This is a genomic window from Saccharopolyspora sp. ID03-671 (genome assembly GCF_045278815.1).
GTDB lineage: Bacteria > Actinomycetota > Actinomycetes > Mycobacteriales > Pseudonocardiaceae > Saccharopolyspora > Saccharopolyspora ipomoeae.
Genome location: NZ_CP134054.1, coordinates 5,029,299 through 5,055,446 on the forward strand (window position 1 = coordinate 5,029,299; position 26,148 = coordinate 5,055,446).

Below are 26,148 nucleotides of genomic sequence, written 5' to 3' on the forward strand. Positions count from 1 at the left end.
GCGGGCAGCACACGGGCGACCACAACGGCATTCGTGGTCGCCCGTGTTGGTGAGGAGGGGTCAGCGGGGGGAGTTGGAGCGGCGAGGTCGTTGCTGAGCCCCCGTGCGGCCGCCGTTGGTGCCGCCTCGGCGGGCGCGGTTGTTCCCGGAGCCCGAGCCGGTGCCGCGGCGGGGCGAATCTCCGCCCCGGCGGGAGGGTTCGGTGCCCCGCGGGGCGCGCTGGGGGCGGTGTTCGCCGCGGGACTTCGCGGGCTTGGGCTGCTGGCGCTGCGGGGCGGCCAGCGGGGTGCCGGACGGTTCGCGGGCGCCGGTGAGGCGGGCGAGTTCGGCGTCGTGCGGCCGGATCTCGGTCGTGATGGCCGTGACACCGGCCTGGTTGGCCATCGCGCGGAACGCCTGCTTCTGGTCGTCGGTCACCAGCGTCACCACCGTGCCGCTGGAACCGGCGCGGGCGGTGCGACCGGCGCGGTGCAGGTAGTCCTTCGGGTCCGCCGGCGGCTCGACGTGCACCACCAGGCTCACGTCGTCGATGTGGATGCCGCGCGCCGCGACGTTGGTGGCCACCAGCGTGCTCGACGAGGCGTTCTTGAACTCGTCGAGGATGCGGGTGCGCGCGTTCTGCGCCTTCCCGCCGTGCAGCGCACCGGCCTCGACGCCGACCGCGCGCAGCTTCTTGGCGAGCCGGTCGGCGTGGTGCTTGGTGCGCACGAACATGATGGTCCGGCCGTCGCGCGCTGCGATGCGGGCCAGCACCGACTGCTTGTCGGTCGTCGACACCAGGAACTGGTGGTGCTCCATGCTGTCCACGCTCGCCGACGGCGGCGCCAGCGAGTGCACCACCGGGTCGGTCATGTACCGCTCGACCAGCTTGTCGACGTCACCGTCGAGGGTCGCCGAGAACAGCAGTCGCTGACCGTCGGCGGGCACCAGGTCGAGGATTTCCCGCACCTGCGGGAGAAAACCCATGTCGGCCATCTGGTCGGCCTCGTCGAGCGCGGTGCGCTCCACTTCGGACAGATCGCAGGTGCCCTGCCGCAGGTGGTCGTTGAGCCGGCCGGGCGTGGCCACCAGGACGTCCACGCCGCGCCGCAGCGTGTCGACCTGCCGGTTGAACGACGTGCCGCCCACGACCTCGCGGACGTAGAGGCCCAGCGACTTGGCCAGCGGCTTGAGCGAATCGGTGACCTGCGTGGCCAGCTCGCGGGTCGGCACCAGGACCAGCGCGCGCGGACGCATCGGGCGCGCGTTCTCGGTCTGCATCGCCAGCAGCGGCAGCCCGAACGCAAGCGTCTTGCCGGACCCAGTCTGGCCGCGGCCGAGCACGTCGCGGCCGGTCAGCGCGTCCGGGATCGTGGCGGCCTGGATCGGGAAGGCTTCCCGCATGCCGTTGTCGTGCAGGGCGCGCACCAGTCGCTTCGGCAGGCCCAGGTCGGCGAACGGCGCCGGGTCGACGGCGGTCACGCCGACCTCGTCGAACAGGCTGCGCTTCGCCGGCTTGGCGTTGCCCGCCTTGGCCTGCGGGCGACGCCGACGCGGACGTCCCTGCTGGTTGCGGCGTGCGGGCGTGGCGGAAGAAGAAGGCACGAAGAGCACTCCCCGGAAGTAGGCACGTCACGGGGAGAGCTTCGCGGGCCATTCCGCGGGCGATCACGAGGACGAGCCCGGCGCGATCTCGCGCCGATGGGTGGGCGAACGCGGCGGACGCCGCTCGCATTGCGGCCGAGTTCCGGCCGCGGACACCCCGCAGTCTATCCGACCGGCCGCGGCCGCCGGGCCGCAGGAGTCGGCTGTGCGGAACGTCTCAGGCGTTGACGACGACGCACAGCTTGCGGTCGGCCTCGCGCTCCACCCGCAGTCCCGCCTCGGCGGCGACCTCCAGGACGTCCTCGACGGTGGCCGGTTCCTCCGCGGCGCAGGCCAGCGCCCGCGCCAGGCGTCCCTTGTGCGACTTGTTGTGGTGGCTGACGACCTTGCGCTTGCCGGCGGCGTCCTCGGACAGCACCCGCACCTCGACCGCGCCGGGGACCTTGGCCAGCGCCGCGTAGGCGCCCGATCGCAGGTCGAGCACGAGATCGTCGGCTGCCGCCAGCACCGGTTCCAGCACCGGCCGCCACACGCTGCGCAACGTGCCCAGGCCCGGCAGCGAACCTCCGCCGGAGAGCCGGTAGGCGGGGATCGAGTCGGTGCCGCGCACCAGCCCGAACAGCGCCGAGGCCACCGCGAGCCGCGCATCGGCCTGCTTGCGCTGCGCGGGCTCCAGCGAGCCGACGTCCAGGGCGTCGTAGAGCACGCCGGTGTAGCGCTCCAGTGCGGGCGTCGTCGGGGACGTCCACAGCTCGGCGTTGCGCTCGACCTCGTCGACCTGGCGCTCGGAAATCCCCAGCACCTCAAGGCTTCGCGGCACATCACCGGCCAAAGTGGACAGAGCGTCGACGAGCTCGCGGCGAGTCCCGTTCAGCTCCGGGTGCGACAGGGCGTCCAGCTCCAGCGGAGCACCGTCCCCACCCGCGGCCTTGGTCTCCGAAGGAGGCAGCAGAACCAACACCCCACCAGGGTAAGCGTCACGCAGCCACCCCTCCCCGCCACCTCACAGCAGCCGCCACCTCGGCGATGACCCGTTCCACGCCGTCTCGCAGCTGATCGTTGGTCACGACGATCACCGTCCACCCGAGCCCGCGCAGCCTGTCCCGGCGACGGCGATCGTGCTCGACCTGCGCGGGGTCAGCGTGCCAGCCCCCGTCGTACTCAACCGCGACCTTCGCCTCTTCGAACGCCAAGTCCAGCCGGGCGACGAACCGGTCCCCGTCGAAGACCTCCAGCTGCGGAACCGGGTGCAGCCCGCGGAGCACGAGCTCGACCCGCAGGACGGATTCGGGGATCGACTCGGCCCGTCCGTCCAGGTAGGGGAGTCGCATCCGCGCACGTCGGATCCCGTGGTCGTGGCGGCCGACGAGAGAACCGGCGATCTCGTCCGCGGTGATGACGCCGGCGTGCAGCAGCGCGTCGCAGCAGGCGACGGCCTGCGTGATGGCCCGCTGCTTGAGCAGGTCGAACGCGATCCGCGGGAACCCCGCCACCCCAACACCACGCCACGGCGAATGCTCGAACTCGCCGATCCGCACCGAGGAGCAGCGCAGCCCTTGCCTGCGCATAAGAAGGTCCTTCGTCGGGACGATCACCTCCACGGGGTTTCCGAATCCGGCGAGATCCACGCCGCGCAGGGTTGCGGCGGATCTGCCGGTGATGACCGAGCCCTTGGGGAGGATCACCGCCGCTGCCGCGGATTTCAGCTGATGGGTCAGGGGAGTGGTGGGCGTGGTGTAGACGCCGTGGAACACGCGGAGGAAGCGCGCGTAGATCTGCTCGTCGGTCAGGCCCGCAGCCAGCGCGTCGCATCGGCGGAAGACGGTGATCGGAAGGTCGTCGATGACCGGAGGCGGTTGTTGGACTCTCACACCGATAAAGAGGAACGAGACCCTTCCCCAGATACACCGGACGCCGGTTTTGACGCGGATACACCCTCAAGGAGTGATTCGAGCACGGGTCCTCGACGTGGTGGTACGGATTACGCCCGTAACCCGCACCCCGATTACGGGCGTAATCCGGGGAGTGCGCTTGGGGACCCGGATTACGCCCGTAATCGGGGAACGGACTACGGGCGTAATCGGGTCGCCGAATCCGGCCGTAATCCGGTTCCTGGTTACGGGAGCATTCCTGGTGCCGATTGCGGCCGTAATCCGTCACCTCCGGTGGCGGGGTGTGGCCGGGTGGTGGGTTCTCGGGAGGGTTGATATTCGTTTGACCAGGTTGTTCGGGGTGCGGGAGCATCGGATGTCGCGCCATCCGCAACCGCACAGCGTTGCGAGACCGGGGGGTCGCTACCCTGCCTGTATTCCCTTACTTCGGTCGAACTAGGAGCCGGTAGCCGTGATCACGAGGATGTCGACGTTGTTCCTGCGTACGTTGCGCGAGGATCCGGCCGACGCCGAGGTGCCGAGCCACAAGCTGCTCGTGCGGGCCGGCTACGTGCGGCGCATCGCGCCCGGCATCTACTCGTGGTTGCCGCTGGGGCTGCGCGTGCTGCGGCGCGTCGAGGAGGTCGTGCGCCAGGAGATGGACGCGATCGGCGCGCAGGAGATCCACTTCCCGGCGCTGCTGCCCAAGGAGCCCTACGAGGCGACCAACCGGTGGACCGAGTACGGCCCCAACCTGTTCCGCCTCAAGGACCGCAAGAACGCCGACTACCTCCTCGGTCCGACGCACGAGGAGCTGTTCACGCTCACCGTCAAGGGCGAGTACAGCTCCTACAAGGACTACCCGGTCATGCTGTACCAGATCCAGACCAAGTACCGGGACGAGGAGCGGCCCCGCGCGGGCATCCTGCGCGGCCGCGAGTTCGTGATGAAGGACTCCTACTCGTTCGACATCGACGACGAGGGCCTGTCGGAGTCCTACCGCAAGCACCGCGACGCCTACATCCGGATCTTCGACCGGGTGGGCCTGCGCTACGTGATCGTGGCCGCCACCTCGGGTGCGATGGGCGGGTCGGCCTCCGAGGAGTTCCTGGCCGAGAGCGAGACCGGTGAGGACACCTTCGTCCGCAGCACCGGCTCCGGCTTCGCCGCGAACGTCGAGGCCGTGGTCACGCCCGCGCCGCCCGCGGAGTCCGTCGAGGACAAGCCGGCCGCCGAGGTCCACCACACGCCCAGCACGCCGACGATCGAGTCGCTGGTCGACTTCCTCAACGCCAACACCGACCGCAAGTTCACCGCCGCTGACACCCTGAAGAACGTGCTGGTCAAGACCCGCCGGCCGGGTGCGCAGGAGTGGGAGCTGCTGGCCATCGGCGTCCCCGGCGACCGCGAGGTCGACATGAAGCGCCTCGAGGCGGCCGTCGAGCCCGCCGAGGTGGCGCTGCTGGAGGAGTCCGACTTCGCCGCCAACCCGTTCCTGGTCAAGGGCTACATCGGCCCGAAGGCCCTGCAGGACAACGGTGTTCGCTACGTCGTCGACCCGCGCGTGGTCACCGGCACCGCGTGGGTGACCGGCGCGGACAAGACCGATCACCACGTGCTGGACCTGGTGTGCGGCCGCGACTTCACCCCGGACGGCACGATCGAGGCCGCGGAGGTCCGCGAGGGCGACCCGTCGCCCGACGGCCAGGGCACGCTGGTCGCCGCGCGCGGCATCGAGATCGGCCACATCTTCCAGCTGGGCCGCAAGTACTCCGACGCGTTCGGCCTGGACGCGCTCGGCCAGGACGGCAAGCCCAAGCGCATCACGATGGGCTCCTACGGCGTCGGCGTGTCCCGCCTGGTGGCGGCTATCGCCGAGCAGAGCCACGACGACATGGGCCTGGCGTGGCCGCGCGAGGTCGCCCCGGCAGACGTGCACGTGGTCATCGCGGGCAAGGACGAGGCGGTCCGTTCCCGCGCCGAGGAGATGGCCGCCGAGCTCGACCGGGCCGGTGTGCAGGTGATGCTGGACGACCGCACGGTCTCGCCGGGCGTGAAGTTCGCCGACGCTGAGCTCGTCGGCATCCCGTCGATCCTGGTGGTCGGCAAGGGCCTGGCCAACGGCGTCGTCGAGGTCCGCGACCGGATCTCCGGTGAGCGCACCGAGGTCGCCGCGGACGAGGCCGTGTCGCACCTCATCGGCGTCGTGCGTGGGTAAATCACGTCAGCGAGCCCGCTGAGCTGGGCGAGCGCACTAGCCTCCGGTGGTGATCGACTGATCACCACCGGAGGCCTTTTTCCATGCGTTCCCCCACGCGTTTCCTGTTACCCGCGATCGCGGCGCTGACCCTGCTCGCCCCCAGCGCCCACGCCGCTCCGGCCGAGGTCGAGCCGCTGGCCCAGGCGCACGCGCACAACGACTACCTGCACGAACGCCCGCTGCTGGACGCGCTCGACCACGGCTTCACCAGCGTCGAGGCCGACATCTACCCGCTGGGCGATCAGCTGCTGGTGGGCCACGACCCGTTCCAGCTCCGCCCCGACCGGACCATCGAGTCGCTCTACCTCGACCCGCTGGTGGAGAGCGTCAACGCGGGTGGCCTCTACCCGGGCCACGACGTCGACTTCCAGCTGCTGGTCGACTTCAAGACCTTCGGCGAGGACGGCTACAAGCGGCTCGACGAGATCATGCGCGACGACGAGTACGCGGGTCTGTTCACCCACTACGACAACGGCACCGTCACGAAGGGCCCGGTGACCGTGGTGATCTCGGGTGAGAAGCCCACCGAGTACGTCGAGGGCCAGACCGACCGCTACGCGTTCCTCGACGGCGGCACCGGCGGTTCGATCGGTGCCGACCCGAACCTGGTGCCGCTGGTCTCGGACGACTGGACCGAGGTGTTCGGCTGGAACGGCTCGGGCGACATGCCCGCCGAGGAGCGCGAGAAGCTGGAGCAGATCGTCGGCGACGCCCACGCCGCAGGACAGCGAGTCCGCTTCTGGGCGACCCCCGACAGCGAGGGCGCCGAACGCGACGCCGTCTGGGGCGTCCTGCGGGAGGTCGGCGTCGACCACATCAACTCCGACGACCTGGCCGGCCTCCAGGAGTTCCTGACCAGCTGAAACCCCCACCCGCGTCGAAAACTCCCATATTCATCGCGCGAAAACCGCAACATTCGTCGCACGAAAACCGCGGTTTTCGACGCGATGAAGGTTGCGGTTTTCGATCGGGGGTCGCTCAGCCGGGGAGGTAGCTGAGGCGGATCTTGCGGGTGGGGTTGTCGATGTTGGTGTCCACGAGGCAGACCGATTGCCAGGTGCCGAGGGTCATGCGGCCGTCGAGGACCGGGATCGTGGCGTAGGGCGGGACGAACGCGGGCATGACGTGGTCGCGGCCGTGGCCGGGGGAGCCGTGGCGGTGCCGCCAGCGGTCGTCGCCCGGCAGGAGGTCCCGCAGGGCGGTGAGCAGGTCGTCGTCGCTGCCCGCGCCGGTCTCGATGATCGCCAGGCCCGCCGTCGCGTGCGGCACCCACAGGTTGAGCAGCCCGTCGCCGGCACCGGCCGAAGCGAGGAACCGCGCGCACTCGTCGCGCAGGTCGCGAACCACCTCGCGGCTCCCGGTGCGGATCTCGATCTCTTCGCTGTGCATGTCCCAACCGTAGGCTCGACCTCCCCGCGACGGCCCGATCGGTGCGAGGATGTCGACCATGCGGAAGGCCTTCGACGCGGTTTTCGACGTTCCCGACGGGTATCTCAACACCGCCAGCATCGGCATCCCGCCGACCGAGACCGTGCGCAAGGTCGCCGAAGCCGTGCAGCGCTGGGGCAGCGGCCTGGACCGGCCCGGCGACTTCGACGAGCACGTCGCCACCGCCCGCGACGCCTTCGCCCGCCTCGTCGGCGTGCCCGCCGACCGGGTCGCCATCGGGGCCAGCGCTTCCCAGGTGATCGGCCTCGTGGCCGCGAGCGTGCCGGACGGGGCGCGGGTGCTGGTGGCCACCGACGACTTCACCAGCGTGCTGTTCCCGTTCGCCGCTCAGGCCGGCCGGGGCGTCACCGTCACCGAGGTCGAGCTGGACGAGATCGCTGCGCGCGCACCGGATTTCGACGTCGTCGCCGTCAGCGCCGTGCAGTCCAAGGACGGCCGCATCGCCGACTTCGAGGCCCTCGAACTCGCCAGGCGCGAGCACGGCACCCGGGTCCTGCTCGACGTCACCCAGGCCGCGGGCTGGATGCCGCTGAGCCTGGACTGGGCCGACTGGGTCGCCGCCGCGGGCTACAAGTGGCTGATGGCGCCGCGCGGCTCCGCGTGGCTGGCCGTGCACCCCGACGCGCCGCGCCCGGTGCCGCACAGCGCCAACTGGTACGCCGCCGACGACCCGTGGGAGGCCACCTACGGCCTGCCGCTCCGGTTGGCCGACGACGCGCGCGGACTGGACCTCTCCCCGGTGTGGCTCGCGCAGGTCGGTGCGGCCGCGTCGATGGAGTGGCTGGCCTGTCGGGATCTCGCCGAGATCGCCGCGCACTGCACGGGACTGGCGGACGGGTTCCTCGCCGAGCTCGGCGAGGAACCCGCCGGCTCGGCGATCGTGTCGCTGGCCAGGCCCGACGCGGTGGCCAAGCTCACCGGGGCCGGTCTGGCGTGCGCCAGCAGGGGCGGCCGGACCAGGGTGTCCTTCCACCTCTACAACACCGCCGACGACGTCGAACGGGCGGTGCGCGCACTGCTCTGATCAGCGCAACCGGGCATCGGGGTATCCGTCCCGTAATCCGTAACCGCTACCGTAGGCACTCGTGTCAGACCGACAGGGTGTGCCCGAGGACGTGACGGGAGCGCAAGGCAACACGCAGCGCGAGACGGCGCCGCTGCGGCGGGACAACTCCTACATCAGGCAGGACCGCCAGGTGGCCACGCCGACCCCGGACCACGCGACCCGGCCGGTGATCACGCACCCGCCGACGCCGCAGCAGCCGCCGCACCAGGCACCGCAGCAGTCCTACCCGGGCACCAGCAGACAGCCCGCGCCACCGCCGCCACCGCAGCAGCGCCCGCAGCAGCGGGTCACGCCGATGGGCTGGGCCCTGCGCGGGCTCGTCCTGGTGCTCGTCGCGGTGGTGTCCGGTCTGATCTGGAGCGCCATCAAGCCCGACGACGAGGTCGCCGCGCCCGCGCCGCCGCAGCTGCGCTACGACTTCACCCTGGTCCGCAAGGAAGAGGCGTTCCAGGGCTGCAAGGGCGTCTCCACCGACGACATCCAGAAGTACTTCGCCAAGCAGGAGTGCGACCACCTCACCCGCGCCCTGTACACCACGACGCTGCCCGACGGCCGCCGCGTGCTCACCTCGGTGATCACCGTGCTGATGCCGACGCCGCAGGTCGCGGGGCAGCTCAACGAGCTCACCACCAAGGACGGCACCGGCAACATCCGGGACCTGGTCGACGACGAGCGCGACGGCACCAAGGACATGCCCGACCTCGACGACGCGGCCTACGCCTCGGGACGTCAGGACCGGCTCGTGGTGATCGGCGACTCGGCGTTCTTCGGCAAGTCCTCGAAGAAGGACCCGGCGCTGAGCGACGTCACCAACGAGGCCCTCAAGCTGGGCTGGCCCCAGGACCAAGCCCCGAAGTGAGCCGGGCCCCGAAGTGAGCCGGGCCCGAATCAGCGCTGGCCGGGGAAGTGCTCCACGGCGGGCTGGCGTCCCAGCGTCAGCCGCCAGCGGGTGGCGCGGGCGGCCGAGGTCGTCAGCCCGTCCAGGGCGGTCCGGCGCAGGCCCGGGTCCTCGGTGTTGTCCAGCACCGAGCGCCAGCCGACCTCGCAGTCGCCCTCGGCGGTGATGAGCAGCTCGATCGCGCTCGACTGGTTCTGCACACCGCCACCGACGTCGTACGCGGGCTGCGCGGGGGTGGGCGTCAGGCCGGCCTCCCGCATCGCCTGCTCGGCGGTGTCGCGCAGCCGTTCGTGCTGGTCGACGGCGTCCTCGACCGCGTCGCGCACCCGCGCTTCGCCGATGAAGGCGTTGGCCAGGCCGTAGACCCACAGCGCGGCGTGCTCCGCGCCCAGCGCGTCGCCGAGCGCCTTGCCCGCCTGCTCGGACAGCTCGCTCATCCCAGCACCTCCTGCAAGCACGCGCAGCCGGCCGAGATCGAGGCGACCAGGCCCGCGCGGTAGCCGGGCAGCCCGGGAACGAGGTTCGCCGCCTGCTGCTGCCCCTCGCGCGCCGCGGTGCGGAGCGCGTCGGCGGCCGCGGACGCCGAGGAGGGCGCCTTCTTCGGCGCCGGGTCGGGCACCGACGGCGGGTCCTCGGGGTCGCGCGGGGCGAGGCGGTCGATCTCCCGCTGCAGCGCGGTGGCGTGCGCGGTGCGCGCGGCCGCCAGCTCGCGGGCGGTCTCGGCGAGTCCGGAGTGGGTCCGCGCGATCGCGTCGGCCAGCGCGGCGTCGGCCTTGGCCGCCGCGGCCAGCGGGAGCAGCTGATCGGGCTCGTCGGAGCCGGTGCCGCAGGCGGTCAGCGCGGCCACCGCGGGTGCCGCCGCGATCCACCGCAGCACGCGCCGACGCTCGACGACCGAACGGGATGCGCGGGAGAGTTCCACGCCGACCTATCCTGCCAGCACCCGCGATCATCGCGCGCACCCTGGGTGCCACCGCGGGAGCGGTCGAACCGGTGACCCGTTCGGGGTCGTGCGGGATCCGCCGATCGTTGGGGTCCCACGTCGCGCTCGGGTGCGGGCGGACGCGATACCCTGGGCGACCGCGGCCGGGGTGCACCGGACGCGGGCCGATCGCGCCCGCGGACGAGCCCGGGTCGCCACGCATGGGGTCTGAACCAGACCAGAACCGAAACCTAGGAGTGCCAACGTGTCCAGCCCGCCGCGTGGTGAGATCACCGCGCAGCTGGAGCCCGTCGTCGCCGAGGCCGTGGCCGAGCAGGGCTTCGACCTCGAAGAACTCGACGTGCAGCAGGCCGGTCGTCGCCGGCTGGTCAAGGTCGTCATCGACTCCGATGGCGGTGTCGGCCTCGACGACATCACCGAGGTGAGCCGCTCGGTCGCCAAGGTCCTGGACGCGCACGAGCACGTGCTGGCCGGTTCCTACACGCTGGAGGTCACCTCGCCCGGCGTGGACCGGCCCCTGACCAAGCAGCGACACTGGAAGCGCGCCCGCTACCGGCTGGTCAAGATCCGGCTGACCGGCGGCGAGCAGCTGGTGGCGCGGGTCGGCGACGCCGGCGATGAGAGCGTGCAGGTGCTGGTGGGCGCCGAGCTGCGCCAGGTGGCCTACCGTGAGGTGGAGCGCGCGGTGGTCGAGGTGGAGTTCCAGCAGCCACCCGCGGAGGAGTTGCGCAAGCTGGAGCGGGCTGCGAGCGGCGTTTCCCAGCAGGGGGACGACCGGGAAGACACGGAGGAGTCGAGGTGAACGTCGACATCGCGGCGCTGCGGGCGATCGAACGCGACAAGGACATCCCGTTCGAGACGGTCCTGGAAGCGATCGAATCGGCACTGCTCACCGCATACCGTCACACCGAGGGGCACCAGCCGCACGCGCGGGTGGAGGTCGACCGCAAGACCGGCATCGTGCGGGTCATCGCGCACTCCCTCAACGCCGACGGCAGCGTTTCGGAGGAGTGGGACGACACGCCGGAGGGGTTCGGGCGGATCGCGGCGACGACCGCGCGGCAGGTCATCCTGCAGCGGTTGCGCGACGCGGAGCACGAGCGGACCTTCGGCGAGTTCGCCGCCAAGGAAGGCGAGATCATCGGCGGCGTGATCCAGCGCGACGCGCGGGCCAACTCGCGCGGCATGGTGATCGTGCAGATCGGTGACAGCGAGGGCGTCATCCCGGGCGCCGAGCAGGTGCCGGGGGAGAACTACGAGCACGGCACGCGGATCAAGTGCTACGTCTACGGCGTGGCGCGCAGCGCCCGCGGGCCGCAGATCTCGCTGTCGCGCACCCACCCGAACCTGGTCCGGCGGCTGTTCGCGCTGGAGGTCCCGGAGATCGCCGACGGCACCGTCGAGATCCCGGCCGTGGCGCGGGAGGCCGGCCACCGGTCCAAGATCGCGGTGCGGTCCGCGGTCAGCGGTGTCAACGCCAAGGGCGCCTGCATCGGCCCGATGGGTGCGCGGGTGCGCAACGTGATGAGCGAGCTGGGTGGCGAGAAGATCGACATCATCGACTACTCGGACGACCCGGCCACGTTCGTCGGCAACGCGCTCTCGCCCGCCAAGGTCGTCTCGGTCGAGGTGGTCGACGAGCGGACCAAGACCGCGCGGGTGATCGTGCCGGACTTCCAGCTGTCGCTGGCGATCGGCAAGGAAGGCCAGAACGCCCGGCTGGCGGCCCGGCTGACCGGCTGGCGGATCGACATCCGCAGCGATGCCGACCCGTCGTCGCCGACCACCACGAGCGGTCAGGCGCCCGTGCAGCCGACCGGTCCGGACCCCGCGGTTGAGGGACTGCCCACCGTGGGTTCGGCCGAGTGACGCCGTCGGGTTAGAATCGATAGCTGAGGCTCGACGCGAGGGGAGCGATCAATCCACACCAGTGCACCCGGGAATGGCGGACGCCATGTGCCGGTTCGTACCTGTGTGGGTTGTCGTACTCGGACGTCGGCCGTTGAGCTGCTACGCGTGGTGGCTGAGGTCGGTGGTTCGGGTCCCCTCGTGGTTCCCGATCCGCGGCATCGGCGAGCGGGTCGGGGAGCCTGGTTGCATCCCGATCCGGCTTGCCTTCGTCTGGCCGAACGGCGCCGGGCTTTTCCGCGGGCACTTCGCGTGCCGGGATCTCTCGACACCTCAGCTGTGCAGGACCACTTGAGTGCCGGACAACCGTCCGTCGCGGCTCAAGACATGACCGACGCGGGATCCGTCCCGCGCCAGGCAACCGAAGGAAAGCAGGTCGACCCGTCATGAATCAGCCGTGAAGCTGAAGCCATGAACGCGCATCGGCGATAGGACGAGGTCGAGCGGGACTGCCGCCCGGCCTCACCCAGATGAGGAGAGCAGTGGCAGGCAAGGCCCGCGTACATGAGCTCGCGAAAGAGCTCGGTGTCACCAGCAAGGAAGTACTGAACAAGCTCGCCGAGCAGGGCGAGTACGTCAAGTCGGCGTCGTCCACCGTGGAAGCCCCGGTGGCTCGCAGGCTTCGCGACGCCTACACGAAGTCGTCGAAGAAGAGCGGCGGCGACAGCGGCAAGCCCGCTCAGGGCGAGTCGAAGGCGGTCAGTACCGGAGGGGCGGCTGCCGGAACCCCGGCGCCCAAGCCCGGACCCAAGCCCGGCCCGCGCGCCGAGGCACCCAAGCCCGGCCCGAAGCCGGGTCCCAAACCGACTCCCAAGCCCGAACCGAAGGCCGAGCCGGCCCCGGCCGCCGAGGCCGAGCCGAAGCAGCAGGCCCCCAAGGTCGAAGAGCCCCGGTTCGAGCAGCCCAAGACCGAGCAGCCCAAGCCGGAGTCCCAGGGCGACCGGCCCAAGCCGGGCCCGAAGCCGGGCCCCAAGCCCGGTCCGAAGCCCGGTGGCGACGGCGACGCCGCGCGCCCGAAGGCGCCGAAGCCGGGTCCGAAGGCCCCGCGCGTCGGCAACAACCCGTTCGGCGTCGGCCAGGGTGCTCCGCAGCAGCGCCCGGGTCGTCCCGGTCCGGGCCCGCGTCAGGACCGCGGCGGCCAGCAGGGCCCCGGTCGCGGTCGTGACGACCAGCGCCGCGGTGGTGGCGGCCAGGGTGCCGGCACCGCTCCCGCCGGTGGCGGCAACGCCCCGCGCGGTGAAGGCGGCGGTGGCGGCGGTTCGCGCCCGAACCCGGGCATGATGCCGCCGCGCCCGAACCCGGGCATGATGCCGCCCCGCCCTGCTCGCAGCGGCAACGGCGGCCCCGGTGGCGGTCGCGGTCGCGGCGGTCCCGGTGGTGGCGGCGGCGGTGGCCGCGGTCCCGGTGGCGGCGGTCGTCCCGGCGGCGGTGGCGGTGGATTCCGCCCCGGTGGCGGCGGTGGCGCTCCGGGTGGAGCTCCGGCCGGCGGTGGCTTCCGCGGTCGTCCCGGTGGCGGTGGCCGTCCGGGCGGTCCCGGTGGTCGCGGCGGTACCGCGGGTGCCTTCGGTCGTCCCGGCGGGCCCGCGAAGCGCGGTCGCAAGTCGAAGCGGCAGAAGCGCCAGGAGTACATGGAGAACATGCAGGCGCCGTCGGTCGGCGGCGTCCGCCTCCCGCGCGGTAACGGCGAAGTCCTTCGCCTGCGCCGCGGTGCTTCGCTGACCGACTTCGCCGAGAAGATCAACGCCAACCCGGCCTCGCTGGTGCAGGCGATGTTCCACCTCGGCGAGATGGTCACCGCGACCCAGTCCGTCTCCGACGAGATCCTCGAGCTCCTCGGCCAGGAGATGAACTACAAGGTCGAGATGGTCTCGCCCGAGGACGAGGACCGGGAGCTGCTGCAGTCGTTCGACATCAGCTACGGCGACCCGGGCTCCTCCGACGAGGAGCTGGCGGCGCGTCCGCCGGTCGTGACCGTCATGGGTCACGTCGACCACGGTAAGACGCGACTGCTGGACACCATCCGGAAGGCGAACGTGCAGGCCGGCGAGGCCGGCGGCATCACGCAGCACATCGGTGCCTACCAGGTCGTCACCGAGCTGGAGGGCAACGAGCGGCCCGTCACCTTCATCGACACCCCGGGTCACGAGGCGTTCACCGCCATGCGTGCCCGCGGTGCGAAGTCGACGGACATCGCCGTGCTGGTGGTCGCCGCGGACGACGGCGTCATGCCGCAGACGGTCGAGGCGATCAACCACGCCCAGGCCGCCGGTGTGCCGATCGTGGTCGCGGTCAACAAGATCGACGTCGAGGGCGCGAACCCGGACAAGATCCGCCAGCAGCTGACCGAGTACAACCTGGTGGCCGAGGAGTACGGCGGCGAGACGATGTTCGTCGAGATCTCCGCCAAGCAGGGCACCAACATCGACGGTCTGCTGGAGGCGATCCTGCTGACCGCCGACGCCTCGCTCGACCTCCGGGCCAACCCGGACATGTCGGCGCAGGGCGTCGCGATCGAGGCGCACCTGGACCGCGGTCGCGGCCCGGTGGCCACGGTCCTGGTCCAGCGCGGCACGCTGCGGGTCGGCGACTCGGTCGTCGCCGGCGACGCCTACGGCCGCGTCCGGCGCATGATCAACGAGAACGACGAGGACGTCACCGAGGCGCTGCCGTCTCGGCCGGTCCAGGTCATCGGCTTCACGTCGGTGCCGGGTGCCGGTGACTCCTTCCTGGTGGTCGACGAGGACCGGGTCGCCCGGCAGATCGCCGACCGCCGCGGGGCCCGCATCCGCGAGGCGCAGAACGCCGCCAAGCGCAAGCGGGTCAGCCTCGAGGACCTGGACAAGGTGCTCAAGGAGACCAACCAGCTGAACCTGATCATCAAGGGTGACAACTCGGGTACCGTCGAGGCGCTCGAGGAGTCCCTGATGAAGATCGAGGTCGGCGACGAGGTCGAGCTGCGGGTCATCCACCGCGGCGTCGGTGGCATCAACGAGTCCGACATCAACCTCGCCACCGCGGAGAACACCATCGTCCTGGGCTTCAACGTCCGGGCCGAGGGCAAGGCGGCCGAGGTCGCCAACCGCGAGGGCGTCGAGATCCGGTACTACTCGGTGATCTACCGCGCCATCGAGGACATCGAGCAGGCCCTCAAGGGCATGCTCAAGCCCGAGTACGAGGAAGTCGAGCTCGGCCGCGCCGAGATCCGCGAGGTCTTCAAGTCCTCGAAGGTCGGCACGATCGCTGGTTGCATGGTCACCGACGGCATCGTCAAGCGGAACGCCAAGGCGCGTCTGCTGCGGGACAACGTGGTGGTCGCCGAGAACCTCAGCATCAACTCGCTGAAGCGGTTCAAGGACGACGCCACCGAGGTCCGCGACGGTTTCGAGTGCGGTCTGACCCTGGGGTCGTACAACGACCTCAAGGTCGGCGACATCATCGAGCCGTACGAGATGCGCGAGAAGCCGCGCGCCTGACACCGAACCTGCGCAGGGGGCCCGGATCGGGCCCCCTGCGCGGGAACGGCCGGGGGATGTGCCCATGTACGTCGGTGCACTCGAGCTGGACGTGCTGCTGGGCGACGTCCACTCGTTGAAGCAGAAGCGCGCGGTCGTGCGGCCGATCCTGGCCGAGCTCCGCCGCCGCTTCGAGGTCGCCGTCTCGGAGGCTGGCGACCAGGACCTCCACCGCCGCGCCCTGCTGGGAGTCGCGGCGGTCTCCGGCGACGCCTCGCACGTCCGCGACCTGCTGGACGCCTGCGAGCGACTGGTCGCCGCCCGCCCGGAGGTAGAACTCCTCTCCGCCCGTCGGCGCATGCTGGGGCCGGAGGACTAGGGAATGTGTCGGGGTTGCTCTGCTCAGCGGTGCGGGTGGGGGAACCTGAGCGGCTCCGCGGACTCCGCGCGCCACTCCTGATGCATGCCGATGCACGGCTTCGTGGCGTGCTCGCCACGAAGCCGCTCAGAACCCCCCGGCGGTGGCAGCTGCTGGGGCGCTCACCGAGAAGAGAAAGTGGCTTCGCCACTTGAAGAGAAGGACCGCCCGCCGGATCACCGCGGGTGTCGAAGCTTTCTTGCACGAAGGAGGTGCGTCGTGGCTGATACGGCGCGCGCCCGCAGGCTGTCCAAGCGCATCGCGCAGATCGTGGCGTCCGGGCTGGAGCACGAGGTCAAGGACCCGCGGCTGGCGATGGTGACGATCACCGACGCGCGGGTCACCCCGGATCTGCGGGACGCCACGGTCTACTACACCGTGTTCGGCGACGACGCCGACTACGCGTCGACGGCGGCCGCGCTCAACAGCGCCACCGGCGTGCTGCGCTCCCGCGTCGGCGACCAGACCGGCGTGCGGTTCACCCCGACGCTGACGTTCGTCGCGGACACCGTCCCGGACCAGGCCCGCCGGATGGAGGAGCTGCTCGCCAAGGCCAAGGAGGCCGACGACGAGGTCGCCCGGCTCGCCTCGGGCGCTGTTCCGGCCGGTGACGCCGACCCGTACCGCACGAGCACCGACGATGACGACGAGGACACCGACGGTGCCGATGACGAGGGCTTTTCCGACGCCGATGTGCGTCGTGGCCCACAAGGTGGTTGAGTCGCGGCGCTGAATGGGGTGCGTTGGTCGTCGGTGACCCGATCAGGTCGCCGACGACGTGGAGGTGACGTGTGCGCGGGCAACCCGAGACCGCGGGACCGCCGGACAGCCCCGAGGGCGGGGCTCCGGCGGAGTCCCTCGCGGCCGTCGCGGCCAAGCTCGCGGCAGCACCCGACGTGACCCTCTTCGGGCACGTCAACCCCGATGCCGACGCCCTGGGCAGCGCGCTCGCGCTGGGCCGGGCGCTGCACGAGCGCGGCAGCACCGTGCGGGTGTCGTTCGGGCATCCGGACAAGCCCGCGCGCTCGCTGCGCGACCTCGACGTCGACGGGCTGATCGTGCCCGCTGCGGAGGTGCCGGCCGCGCCGCCGCTGCTGGTGGTGTGCGACTCCGGCAGCCTGGGCCGGTTGGGCGGGCTCGCCGACAGGGTCGAGGGCACCATCGCCGCGGGTGGCGAGGTGATCGTCCTCGACCACCACGTCGCCAACACCCGCTTCGGCACGCTGCACGTCGTCGACGAGTCCGCCGAGGCCACGGTCCTGATCGTGCTGCGCCTGCTCGACGAGCTCGGCGCGGAGCTGGACCTGCCGATCGCCCGTTGCCTCTACGCCGGGCTGGTCACCGACACCCGCTCGTTCCGGCACGCCGGGGCCGAGGTGCACCGGGTCGCCGCCCGGCTGCTGGAGGCCGGCGTCGACCCGGAGGCCACCGCGAAACCGCTGCTCGACACCCATCCGTTCGGCTTCATGGGGATGCTGGCCGGGGTGCTGAGCAGGACCGAGCTGGAGCCGTCGGGCGCTCGCGGCCTGGGCTTCGTGCACGCCACCGTCCGCGAGGCCGATTCGGCCGGGCTGGGGAGCGAGGACGTCGACACCGTCATCGACATCATCCGCACCACCGCCGAGGCCGAGGTCGCGGCGGTTCTCAAGGAGATCGGCACCGGCCACTGGTCGGTCTCGCTGCGCGCCGACAGCCGCATCGACGTCAGCCGCGCCGCCAACGCCTGCGGAGGCGGCGGCCACCGCCTCGCCGCGGGTTTCACCACCCGGGGCGAGGAGCACGAGATCCTCGCCGCGATCCGCAAGGCCCTCGACGAGGCCCCGCTGCTCCCGTGACCCGGCCGATCAGGCGCGTTTGCGGGCTCTGAAGGCCGCCACGTGGACGCGGTTGGCGCAGCGGGGGGAGCAGAAGCGCTTGGCCTGGTTGGTCGAGGTGTCGAGGAAGTAGGTCCGGCAGTCCTCGGCCTGGCAGCGGCCCCACCGCCGGGTGCCGTGGTGGACGATGCCCTGGGCCAGGCCCCAGGCCGCGGCGGCGACGACCTCGTCGACCGCCGGGGCGTCCGGGCCCGCGACGTGGACGTGCCAGTTCGGGGTGCCGTCGCGCCCGCCGTGACCGGAGAGCCGGGGGCGCGGGGGATGGGCGGCGAGCAGGGCGTTGACCTCCGCGCGGACCGCGCCGTCGGGGTCGGGGCTCTCGGGATTGGTGCCGGCGTCATCCGGGGCGTCGACCATCGCCGACAGCGCGCGGCGCAGGCCCTCGGCGACCTCGCGCAGCAACGGGAGGTCGGAGTCGCGGACCCGGTCGGCCCACCAGGGCTCCTCGTGCAGCGCGGCGCGGACGGACTCGACGTCGGTCAGGTCGGCGTTGGCGAGCCGGAGCGCGACCTCGGTGTAATCGGCGCTATCCACTGACGCTCCTTACCGCTACCCTGTGTCAGGGGCGAACCCATCCATCGCAGCTTACAAGGGAGATGACGTGTCCGAGGCCGGGGAACGGGTGTCACCGCGCAAGGTGCTGGGACTCGCGGTCCCCGCGCTCGGCGTGCTGGCCGCCGAGCCGCTGTACGTGCTGGTCGACACCGCCGTGGTCGGCCACCTCGGCGCCGTCCCGCTGGCCGGTCTCGCGCTCGGCGGCACCCTGTTCACGCTGATCTCCAGCCAGCTGACGTTCCTCACCTACGGCACCACCGCGCGCACCGCGCGGCTGCACGGCGCGGGGCGGCGCACCGAGGCCGTCGCCGAAGGCGTGCAGGCCACCTGGCTCGGCGTGGCCGTCGGCGTGATCCTCTCGCTGCTCGCCCAGCTCGTCGCCACGCCCGTCGCCGAACTGCTCGCCGGGCCCGGCCCGGTCGCCGACGCCGCCGGGACCTGGCTGCGCATCGCGCTGTGCGGAGCTCCGCTGGTGCTGATCACGATGGCCGGCAACGGCTGGATGCGCGGGGTGCAGGACACCGTCCGCCCGCTGCGCTACACGCTCATCGGCAACGGCGTCTCCGCCGTGCTCTGCCCGATCCTGGTCTACCCGATGGGCCTGGGCCTGGAGGGCTCGGCGATCGCGAACTTGATCGGCCAGACCATCGCCGCCGCCCTGTTCATCCGCGCCCTGCTCGTCGAGAAGGCGCCGCTGCGCCCGGACTGGGCCAAGATGCGCGCGCAGCTCGGCATGGGCCGCGACCTGGTGCTGCGCACCCTGGCCTTCCAGGTGTGCTTCCTGTCGGCGACCTCGGTGGCCGCGCGCACCGGCGCCGAGACCGCCGCCGCGCACCAGGTCGTCTGGCAGCTGTGGATGTTCCAGTCGCTGGTGCTGGACTCGCTGGCCATCGCCGCCCAGTCGCTGGTCGGAGCCGCCCTGGGCAGCGGATCGGTGCCGCGCGCGAAAGCCGTCGCCAAGCAGGTCACCTGGTACAGCCTGGTGTTCGGCTGCGGGCTGGCGCTGTTCTTCACCGCCGTGTCCGGGGTGCTGCCGTCGCTGTTCACCACCGACACCGCCGTGCTCGCCGAGATGCCGCACGCGTGGTGGTTCTTCGTCGCGGTCCAGCCCGTGGCGGGCGTGGTGTTCGCGCTCGACGGCGTGTTCCTCGGCGCGGGCGACGCCGCCTACCTGCGCACCGCGACGATCCTCAGCGCCGTGATCGGCTACCTGCCGCTGATCTGGCTGGCGCTGGCGTTCGGCTGGGGGCTGGCCGGGATCTGGACCGGGCTGAGCCTGTTCATGGTGCTGCGGATGGTGACGTTGCTGCTGCGGGCGCGCTCCGGCAAGTGGGCCGTCACCGGCGCGACCCGCGAGGCCGCCGCACCGGCCTGATCGGTGGTCGGGAATGATGGTCCGCCGTGTCCGCGCAATCCCGCAAACAGAGCCCCGCCGTTCCTCCCGGCCTGCTGATCGTCGACAAGCCGGCGGGGATGACCTCGCACGACGTCGTCTCCCGAGTCCGCCGCATCATGGGCACCCGCAAGGTCGGGCACGCCGGGACGCTGGACCCGATGGCGACCGGCGTGCTGGTGCTCGGCCTGGAGCGGGCGACCAAGCTGCTCGGCCACCTCGCGCTGGACACCAAGGCCTACCTGGCGACGATCACGCTCGGGGCCGCCACCAGCACCGACGATGCCGAGGGCGAGGTCCTGTCCACGACCGACGCCGCCGAGGTGGACGAGGCCGCGATCCGCGACGGCGTCGCCGCGCTCACCGGCGACCTGCAGCAGGTGCCCAGCGCGGTCAGCGCCGTGAAGATCAACGGGCGGCGCGCCTACGAGATCGCCCGCAGCGGCGAGACCGTCGAACTGGACGCCCGGCCGGTCACCGTCTCCCGCTTCGACGTGCTTTCGCTGCGCCGCACCGAGCGGACCACCGAGCTCGACGTGCTGGTCGAGTGCTCCTCCGGCACCTACGTGCGCGCGCTGGCCCGCGACCTCGGCGAGGCGCTCGAAGTCGGCGGTCACCTCACGGCCCTGCGCCGCACCCGCGTCGGACCGTTCGGCCTGGCCACCGCCCGGACGCTCGACCAGCTGGAGGAGACCCCCGAGCTCTCGATGGGCCTGGACCAGGCCGTCGAGACCGCCTTCCCGCGCCGCAACGTCGACGCGAGGACGGCTCGCGCCCTGTCCCACGGCCAGGTCGTCACGGCCGCCGGGGTGGAGGGCACCTACGGCATGTTCGACCCCGAAGGCCACGCCGTAGCGCTCGTGCGCGATCGCGGCCGCACGGCCAAGGCAGTCCTGGTGATCGTTCCCGGCAATTGAATTGACATAGCTCTGTGGTCCCTTTGCTTGGCGGTGCGGGTAGCGGAACCTGACACGCCTTCTGGCTCCGGGATCCGAGACTGATGTATGACCAATACACGGCGCTACGGCTGTCCTCCCCAGAAGACGTGTCAGAACCCGCGGCGGTGCCAGTTGCTCAGGTGGGGTGCTGAGAAACCGGCTTCGCCGGTTGCCTGACGGGGTTGGGTCGGCCGTTCGTTCGGTGTGGTCCACCGCTCGGTGCTCGATTCGGCTCGGCAAGTAGGCTTCTGGACCGTGCAGCGTTGGCGTGGTTTGGAGCAGCTTCCCGGTGGTTGGGGCCGTTGCGTGGTCACCATCGGTGTCTTCGACGGGGTGCACCGCGGGCATCAGAAACTCATCGCGCACGCGGTGCAGCAGGCTCGGCGGCGCGGAGTTCCGTGCGTGCTGATGACCTTCGACCCGCACCCGGCGGAGGTGGTGCGCCCGGGCAGCCACCCGGCGCAGCTGACCACCCTCCGGCGGCGGGCCGAGCTCGTCGAGCAGCTCGGCGTGGACGTGTTCTGCGTGCTGCCCTTCACCCGCGAGATGTCGAAGGTCCCCGCCGAGGGCTTCGCGCACGAGGTCCTGGTGGAGAAGCTGCACGCGGCCGAGGTCGTGGTGGGCGAGAACTTCACCTTCGGCCACAAGGCGGCGGGCAACATCGATCTGCTCGCCAAGCTCGGCGAGCGGTTCGGCTTCGAGGTCGCCTCCGACGCGCTGGTCTCGGGCCCGGTGGAGCGCTCCGACGCCTCCGACGGGACCTCGGTGACGTTCTCCTCGACCTACATCCGCGCCTGCATCGACGCGGGGGACGTCGTCGCGGCGGCCTCGGCGCTGGGCCGGTACCACCGGTTGGAGGGCATCGTGGTGCGCGGCGCGGGCCGCGGCGGCAAGGAGCTCGGCTTCCCGACCGCGAACCTGTCCACTCCGGACTACACCGCCATCCCCGCCGACGGCGTCTACGCGGCCTGGTTCACCCACCGCACGCGCGGTGTCGACCAGCCGGGTCCGGCGATGCCCGCCGCGGTGTCGGTGGGCAGCAACCCGACCTTCTCCGGCACCGAGCGCACCGTCGAGGCCTTCGTGCTCGACGTGGACGCCGACTTCTACGGCGAGCACGTGGACCTCGACTTCGTGCAGCGGCTGCGCCCGATGGAGCGCTACGACTCGGTGGAGGCCCTGGTGGAGCAGATGAACGCCGACGTCGCCGAGACCCGCCGGATCCTCGGGGTGCGGGAGTGAGCTCCGCCGCCCGGATGAAGAGGTTTTCGGATTCTCGACCCCGCGCGGCCGGTGAGCTGGCAGGATTCGAGTCCGAATCGGTCCGGGTTCGCCGGGCGGGTGGTCACGCAGGGGGAGTGAAGGTGTCGGAGAGCAGCAGCGTCCAGCGGAACCTGGCTCTGCAGCGGCAGTGGTACGGCGAACCGCTGGGGGACCGGGTGCGCCGTCTGGTCGTGGCCTTCCGCATCTCGCAGGCCCAGCTGGCCGACGTGCTCGGCATCAGCGCGCCCATGCTCAGCCAGGTGATGAGCGGTCGCCGCGCCAAGATCGGCAACCCGCAGGTGCTGGCCCGGCTGGTGATGCTGGAGCGCAAGGTCCTCATCCCCGGCGTGGCGGCGGGCGAGTCGGACGCGATCAAGCAGGCGCTGGAGGACGTGCGCCAGTCGCAGCCCTCCGTGGGCCGCGACAACCTGCCGGTCAAGCAGGTCGCCAACGGCGAGCAGATCGCCTGGCCGGTCCTGCTGGAGGCAGCCAAGCCCACCGAGCTGGAGGCCGCCGCGTCGCTGCTGGAGGGCCGCTACCCGAGACTGGCGGGCCTGCTGCGGAGGGCCGCGGACAGCGAGTGAGGGCTGTTCGGGAGTTGCTCTGCTCGGCGGTGCGGGTAGAGCAGAACCTGATCGGCTCCGTGGACTCCGTGCGCCGCTCCTGATGTATGCCGATGCACGGCGTCCCGGTGTGCTCGCCGCGGGAGAGAACGCGGCTCCGCCGCATCGCTCAACGGCTCCAAGGCGCGATACTCGCCGGATGCGGCTGTTCACCGCGCTGCGACCGTCCGAGGAGGCGGTGCGGCACCTCGCCGGGACGATCGCGAGCCTGGACCCGGTCCGGGTGAGCGAGGTGACGGCGGGTCTGCGCGGGTTCCGCTTCACCGCCGCCGAGCGCTGGCACCTGACGCTGCGGTTCCACGGTGACGACGCCGACCCGCAGGAGGTCGCCGACCGCCTCGACCGCCGCTTGGCGCGGGTGGCCACCGGGCCGCTCTCGCTGCGCCTGAGCGGGGCGGGCGCGTTCCGGGGAGTGCTGTGGGCCGGGGTCGAACCGGCCACCGACGGGGATCGGCGGGCGCTGCGCGCGCTGGTCGGCGCGGCCGGGGGCGACCCGACCCGGTTCCGGGCGCACCTGACCGTCGCCCGGTGGTCTGCGGGCCGAGCGGACCGGCGGTCGGTGGCGGGCCTGCTGGCCGGCTACCGGGGTCCGTGGTGGACGGCCGGCGAACTCGCGGTGATGCGCAGTGACCTGGGCGGAAGCGCTCCGGTGCACCGGGTGGTGCACCGCGCGCCGCTGACGCGCGAGGAGTCGGGGTAACAGGGGCGAGCAGGGCTTCCCTGTTATCCTGGCCTGTGGATCGGCTGCAGTCCGTGGTGGCCGAATTCCGAGGTGACCGGCCCTCGTGGCGCGGTTCCTCCAGGGCGGTTCACCGCCCACCGACACGGGACATCGTGAGAAGGAGCATTTCGTGGCGCTGTCCACTGAAGAGAAGAAGACGATCCTGGCCGAGTACGGCCTGAAGGACGGCGACACCGGTTCGCCGGAGGCCCAGGTGGCCCTGCTGACCAAGCGGATCACCGGTCTCACCGAGCACCTCAAGCAGCACAAGCACGACCACCACTCGCGTCGTGGCCTGCTGCTGATGGTGGGTCGCCGCCGTCGTCTGCTCAACTACCTGACCAAGGTGGACATCGAACGCTACCGTTCGCTGATCCAGCGACTCGGTCTGCGTCGTTGACGTGACACCGGGGGGAGTGGCCGCGGGCCGCTCCCCCCGGTGCGTAAAACCGGGCGGTGCCTCACCGGCGCCGTCAGCAACTCAATAGAGCGCTCACGGTGGCAAGCACTGGGTGCAGGCGTCCGCCGGTCCTCGGTAGTGGCTGCCGGGCAAGTCGTCACGAGACGGTCCCGGGAGCTTCGATCGATGGCCGGCCTTGTCGGATCACCGATCCGGATGCTCCTGCCGTGGGCGTTGTGACGATAGGGAGTCACCTTGACTGAAGCGATCGAAGAGGGCGTGTACGAGTCGACCGCCGTGCTGGACAACGGCGCGTTCGGCACCCGTACCGTCCGTTTCGAGACCGGCCGGCTCGCGAAGCAGGCCGCCGGGAGCGTCGTCGCGTACCTCGACGACGAGACCATGCTGCTGTCGGCCACCACGGCCTCCAAGCAGCCGAAGGAGCACTTCGACTTCTTCCCGCTGACCGTCGACGTCGAAGAGCGGATGTACGCCGCGGGCCGCATCCCCGGCTCGTTCTTCCGCCGCGAGGGGCGTCCGTCGACCGACGCGATCCTGACCTGCCGCCTGATCGACCGTCCGCTGCGCCCGTCGTTCGTCGACGGCCTGCGCAACGAGGTCCAGGTCGTGGTCACCGTCATGAGCCTCAAGCCGGGCGACCTCTACGACGTGCTGGCGATCAACGCCGCGTCGGCGTCCACCCAGGGCTCGGGCCTGCCGTTCTCCGGCCCGATCGGTGCCACCCGCATGGCGCTGATCGACGGCCAGTGGGTGGCCTTCCCGAACCACGAGCAGCTCGAGCGCGCCGTGTTCGACATGGTCGTCGCGGGCCGCATCGTCGGTGACGACGTCGCGATCATGATGGTCGAGGCCGAGGCCACCGAGAAGACCGCCGAGCTCGTCGACGGCGGCGCCCAGGCGCCGACCGAGGAGATCGTGGCCGCGGGTCTGGAGGCGGCCAAGCCGTTCATCCGGAACCTGTGCGTCGCCCAGCAGCAGCTGGCCCAGGCCGTGAACAAGGAGACCCAGGACTTCCCGGTCTTCCCGGCCTACCAGGACGACGCGTTCACCGCCGTCGAGCAGGCCGCCTCCACCGAGCTGGCCGAGGCGCTGAAGATCGCCGGCAAGCAGGAGCGCGAGACCCGCCTCGACGAGATCAAGGCGTCGCTGCTGGAGAAGGTCGGGACCGGCGAGGGCGAGGCCTTCGAGGGCCGCGAGAAGGAGATCGGCGCGGCGTTCCGCTCGCTGACCAAGAAGCTGGTCCGGCAGCGCATCATCCGCGACCAGGTCCGCATCGACGGCCGCAGCCTGACCGACATCCGCAGCCTGTCCGCCGAGGTCGGCGTGATCCCGCGGACCCACGGTTCGGCGCTGTTCGAGCGCGGCGAGACCCAGATCCTGGGCGTCTCCACGCTGAACATGCTGCGGCTGGAGCAGACCATCGACTCGCTCTCCCCGGAGACGACGAAGCGGTACATGCACCACTACAACTTCCCGCCGTACTCGACCGGTGAGACCGGCCGGGTGGGCAGCCCGAAGCGTCGCGAGATCGGCCACGGTGCGCTGGCCGAGCGCGCGCTGGTCCCGGTGCTGCCCTCGCGCGAGGAGTTCCCGTACGCCATCCGGCAGGTCTCCGAGGCCCTGGGCTCCAACGGTTCGACCTCGATGGGCTCGGTCTGCGCCTCGACGCTGTCCCTGCTCAACGCGGGTGTGCCGCTGAAGGCCCCGGTCGCGGGCATCGCGATGGGTCTGGTCTCCGACGAGGTCGACGGCAAGACCCACTACGTGGCGCTGACCGACATCCTCGGCGCCGAGGACGCCTTCGGCGACATGGACTTCAAGGTCGCGGGCACGAAGGACTTCGTGACCGCCCTGCAGCTGGACACCAAGCTGGACGGCATCCCGTCCGAGGTGCTGGCGCAGGCGCTGGGCCAGGCGCGCGACGCCCGGTTCACGATCCTGGAGGTCATGGCCGAGGCGATCGGCAAGCCCGACGAGATGAGCCCGCACGCCCCGCGCGTGACCTCGGTGAACATCCCGGTCGACAAGATCGGCGAGGTCATCGGCCCGAAGGGCAAGATGATCAACTCGATCACCGAGGAGACCGGCGCCGAGATCACCATCGAGGACGACGGCACCATCTACGTGGGTGCGGCCGACGGCCCGTCCGCGGAGGCGGCGATCGACAAGATCAACGCCATCGCGAACCCGCAGCTGCCGAAGGTCGGCGAGCGCTTCCTGGGCACCGTGGTCAAGACCGCGGCCTTCGGCGCGTTCGTCTCGCTGCTGCCGGGCAAGGACGGCCTGGTGCACATCTCCAAGCTGGGCAACGGCAAGCGCATCGGCAAGGTCGAGGACGTCGTGAACGTCGGCGACAAGCTGCGCGTGGAGATCGCCGACATCGACAACCGCGGCAAGATCAGCCTCATCGTGGTCAACGACGAGGAGGAGTCCTCGGAGGGCGACGCGGCTCCGGCCGAGGCCACCGCGGCCGAATGATCCGCTGAAATCCGTCGATACGGCCCGTCCCGG

25 protein-coding genes are annotated in these 26,148 nt (G+C 71.3%); 18 read left to right on the plus strand and 7 right to left on the minus strand.

The features are described 5' to 3' along the window. Positions 1–60 precede the first annotated feature (60 nt). The 3 genes from REH65_RS23315 to REH65_RS23325 form a co-directional block, all read right to left on the minus strand. The gene (locus tag REH65_RS23315) at positions 61–1,584 is read right to left on the minus strand and encodes a DEAD/DEAH box helicase (protein WP_406689084.1); all 1,524 of its coding nucleotides are present in this window, start codon (positions 1,582–1,584) and stop codon (positions 61–63) included. Positions 1,585–1,801: 217 nt separating this feature from the next. Continuing rightward, positions 1,802–2,545, minus strand: coding sequence for a peroxide stress protein YaaA (gene yaaA / locus REH65_RS23320; RefSeq protein ID WP_406689085.1), 744 nt, complete (start codon positions 2,543–2,545; stop codon positions 1,802–1,804). 16 nt (positions 2,546–2,561) lie between these two features. Next, a complete protein-coding gene (locus REH65_RS23325; RefSeq protein ID WP_406689086.1) occupies positions 2,562–3,455 on the minus strand; it encodes an endonuclease domain-containing protein in 894 nt (297 codons plus the stop codon). Between the two features lie 472 nt (positions 3,456–3,927). On the opposite strand from REH65_RS23325, the gene REH65_RS23330 reads away from it, so the two are divergent. Both REH65_RS23330 and REH65_RS23335 read left to right on the plus strand, forming a co-directional pair. Then, positions 3,928–5,673: a proline--tRNA ligase gene (locus tag REH65_RS23330; RefSeq protein ID WP_406689087.1), complete on the plus strand. Its 1,746-nt coding sequence runs from the start codon at positions 3,928–3,930 to the stop codon at positions 5,671–5,673. Positions 5,674–5,756: 83 nt separating this feature from the next. After that, positions 5,757–6,578 carry a phosphatidylinositol-specific phospholipase C/glycerophosphodiester phosphodiesterase family protein gene (locus REH65_RS23335; protein ID WP_406689088.1) on the plus strand — a complete coding sequence of 274 codons (822 nt, stop codon included), beginning with the start codon at positions 5,757–5,759 and terminating at the stop codon, positions 6,576–6,578. A 115-nt stretch (positions 6,579–6,693) separates the two neighbouring features. Here the strand turns inward: REH65_RS23335 and REH65_RS23340 are convergent, their stop codons facing one another. Then, positions 6,694–7,104 (minus strand): secondary thiamine-phosphate synthase enzyme YjbQ, encoded by a 411-nt coding sequence (locus tag REH65_RS23340; RefSeq protein WP_406689089.1) that lies wholly within the window; start codon positions 7,102–7,104, stop codon positions 6,694–6,696. A 58-nt stretch (positions 7,105–7,162) separates the two neighbouring features. Here REH65_RS23340 and REH65_RS23345 point away from each other — a divergent pair, with 58 nt between their 5' ends. Continuing rightward, positions 7,163–8,188: an aminotransferase class V-fold PLP-dependent enzyme gene (locus REH65_RS23345; protein ID WP_406693221.1), complete on the plus strand. Its 1,026-nt coding sequence runs from the start codon at positions 7,163–7,165 to the stop codon at positions 8,186–8,188. Positions 8,189–8,249: 61 nt separating this feature from the next. Continuing rightward, entirely contained in the window at positions 8,250–9,089 is an 840-nt protein-coding gene (locus REH65_RS23350; RefSeq protein ID WP_281454799.1) for a hypothetical protein, read from the plus strand. Between the two features lie 29 nt (positions 9,090–9,118). Here the strand turns inward: REH65_RS23350 and REH65_RS23355 are convergent, their stop codons facing one another. Both REH65_RS23355 and REH65_RS23360 read right to left on the minus strand, forming a co-directional pair. Beyond that, positions 9,119–9,565: a ferritin-like domain-containing protein gene (locus REH65_RS23355; protein ID WP_406689090.1), complete on the minus strand. Its 447-nt coding sequence runs from the start codon at positions 9,563–9,565 to the stop codon at positions 9,119–9,121. After that, positions 9,562–10,005 (minus strand): hypothetical protein, encoded by a 444-nt coding sequence (locus REH65_RS23360; RefSeq protein ID WP_281454797.1) that lies wholly within the window; start codon positions 10,003–10,005, stop codon positions 9,562–9,564. The genes REH65_RS23355 and REH65_RS23360 overlap by 4 nt, the downstream gene beginning before the upstream one ends. 310 nt (positions 10,006–10,315) lie before the next feature. Here REH65_RS23360 and rimP point away from each other — a divergent pair, with 310 nt between their 5' ends. The 7 genes from rimP (at position 10,316) to REH65_RS23395 (ending at position 17,684) form a co-directional block, all read left to right on the plus strand. Then, positions 10,316–10,873 (plus strand): ribosome maturation factor RimP, encoded by a 558-nt coding sequence (rimP, locus tag REH65_RS23365; protein WP_281454796.1) that lies wholly within the window; start codon positions 10,316–10,318, stop codon positions 10,871–10,873. Beyond that, positions 10,870–11,940, plus strand: coding sequence for a transcription termination factor NusA (gene nusA / locus REH65_RS23370; RefSeq protein WP_281454795.1), 1,071 nt, complete (start codon positions 10,870–10,872; stop codon positions 11,938–11,940). The genes rimP and nusA overlap by 4 nt, the downstream gene beginning before the upstream one ends. 150 nt (positions 11,941–12,090) lie before the next feature. Then, positions 12,091–12,369 carry a YlxR family protein gene (locus REH65_RS23375; protein ID WP_406693222.1) on the plus strand — a complete coding sequence of 93 codons (279 nt, stop codon included), beginning with the start codon at positions 12,091–12,093 and terminating at the stop codon, positions 12,367–12,369. Between the two features lie 92 nt (positions 12,370–12,461). Beyond that, positions 12,462–15,452 (plus strand): translation initiation factor IF-2, encoded by a 2,991-nt coding sequence (gene infB / locus REH65_RS23380; protein WP_406689091.1) that lies wholly within the window; start codon positions 12,462–12,464, stop codon positions 15,450–15,452. A 64-nt stretch (positions 15,453–15,516) separates the two neighbouring features. After that, positions 15,517–15,810 (plus strand): DUF503 domain-containing protein, encoded by a 294-nt coding sequence (locus REH65_RS23385; RefSeq protein WP_281454793.1) that lies wholly within the window; start codon positions 15,517–15,519, stop codon positions 15,808–15,810. Between the two features lie 258 nt (positions 15,811–16,068). Further along, complete coding sequence (rbfA, locus tag REH65_RS23390) at positions 16,069–16,569, plus strand: 30S ribosome-binding factor RbfA (protein WP_406689092.1); 501 nt, start codon at positions 16,069–16,071, stop codon at positions 16,567–16,569. Between the two features lie 71 nt (positions 16,570–16,640). Beyond that, entirely contained in the window at positions 16,641–17,684 is a 1,044-nt protein-coding gene (locus REH65_RS23395; RefSeq protein ID WP_406689093.1) for a DHH family phosphoesterase, read from the plus strand. Between the two features lie 9 nt (positions 17,685–17,693). Here REH65_RS23395 and REH65_RS23400 read toward each other — a convergent pair whose 3' ends face one another. After that, positions 17,694–18,257, minus strand: a complete 564-nt coding sequence (locus REH65_RS23400; protein ID WP_406689094.1) for a CGNR zinc finger domain-containing protein — start codon at positions 18,255–18,257, stop codon at positions 17,694–17,696. 67 nt (positions 18,258–18,324) lie between these two features. On the opposite strand from REH65_RS23400, the gene REH65_RS23405 reads away from it, so the two are divergent. From REH65_RS23405 to REH65_RS23435, 7 genes are all read left to right on the plus strand, one after another. Then, the gene (locus REH65_RS23405) at positions 18,325–19,653 is read left to right on the plus strand and encodes an MATE family efflux transporter (RefSeq protein ID WP_281454790.1); all 1,329 of its coding nucleotides are present in this window, start codon (positions 18,325–18,327) and stop codon (positions 19,651–19,653) included. 26 nt (positions 19,654–19,679) lie between these two features. Next, positions 19,680–20,588 carry a tRNA pseudouridine(55) synthase TruB gene (gene truB / locus REH65_RS23410; protein ID WP_406689095.1) on the plus strand — a complete coding sequence of 303 codons (909 nt, stop codon included), beginning with the start codon at positions 19,680–19,682 and terminating at the stop codon, positions 20,586–20,588. A 276-nt stretch (positions 20,589–20,864) separates the two neighbouring features. Beyond that, positions 20,865–21,851 (plus strand): bifunctional riboflavin kinase/FAD synthetase, encoded by a 987-nt coding sequence (locus tag REH65_RS23415; RefSeq protein ID WP_406689096.1) that lies wholly within the window; start codon positions 20,865–20,867, stop codon positions 21,849–21,851. Positions 21,852–21,973: 122 nt separating this feature from the next. Then, on the plus strand, positions 21,974–22,456 hold the full coding sequence (locus REH65_RS23420) for a helix-turn-helix transcriptional regulator (RefSeq protein ID WP_281454787.1): 483 nt from the start codon (positions 21,974–21,976) through the stop codon (positions 22,454–22,456). Between the two features lie 178 nt (positions 22,457–22,634). Continuing rightward, entirely contained in the window at positions 22,635–23,195 is a 561-nt protein-coding gene (gene thpR, locus REH65_RS23425; protein ID WP_406689097.1) for an RNA 2',3'-cyclic phosphodiesterase, read from the plus strand. Between the two features lie 151 nt (positions 23,196–23,346). Further along, positions 23,347–23,616, plus strand: a complete 270-nt coding sequence (gene rpsO, locus REH65_RS23430) for a 30S ribosomal protein S15 (protein ID WP_281454785.1) — start codon at positions 23,347–23,349, stop codon at positions 23,614–23,616. Positions 23,617–23,871: 255 nt separating this feature from the next. Next, on the plus strand, positions 23,872–26,115 hold the full coding sequence (locus REH65_RS23435; protein ID WP_281454784.1) for a polyribonucleotide nucleotidyltransferase: 2,244 nt from the start codon (positions 23,872–23,874) through the stop codon (positions 26,113–26,115). The last annotated feature ends 33 nt before the right edge of the window (positions 26,116–26,148 follow it).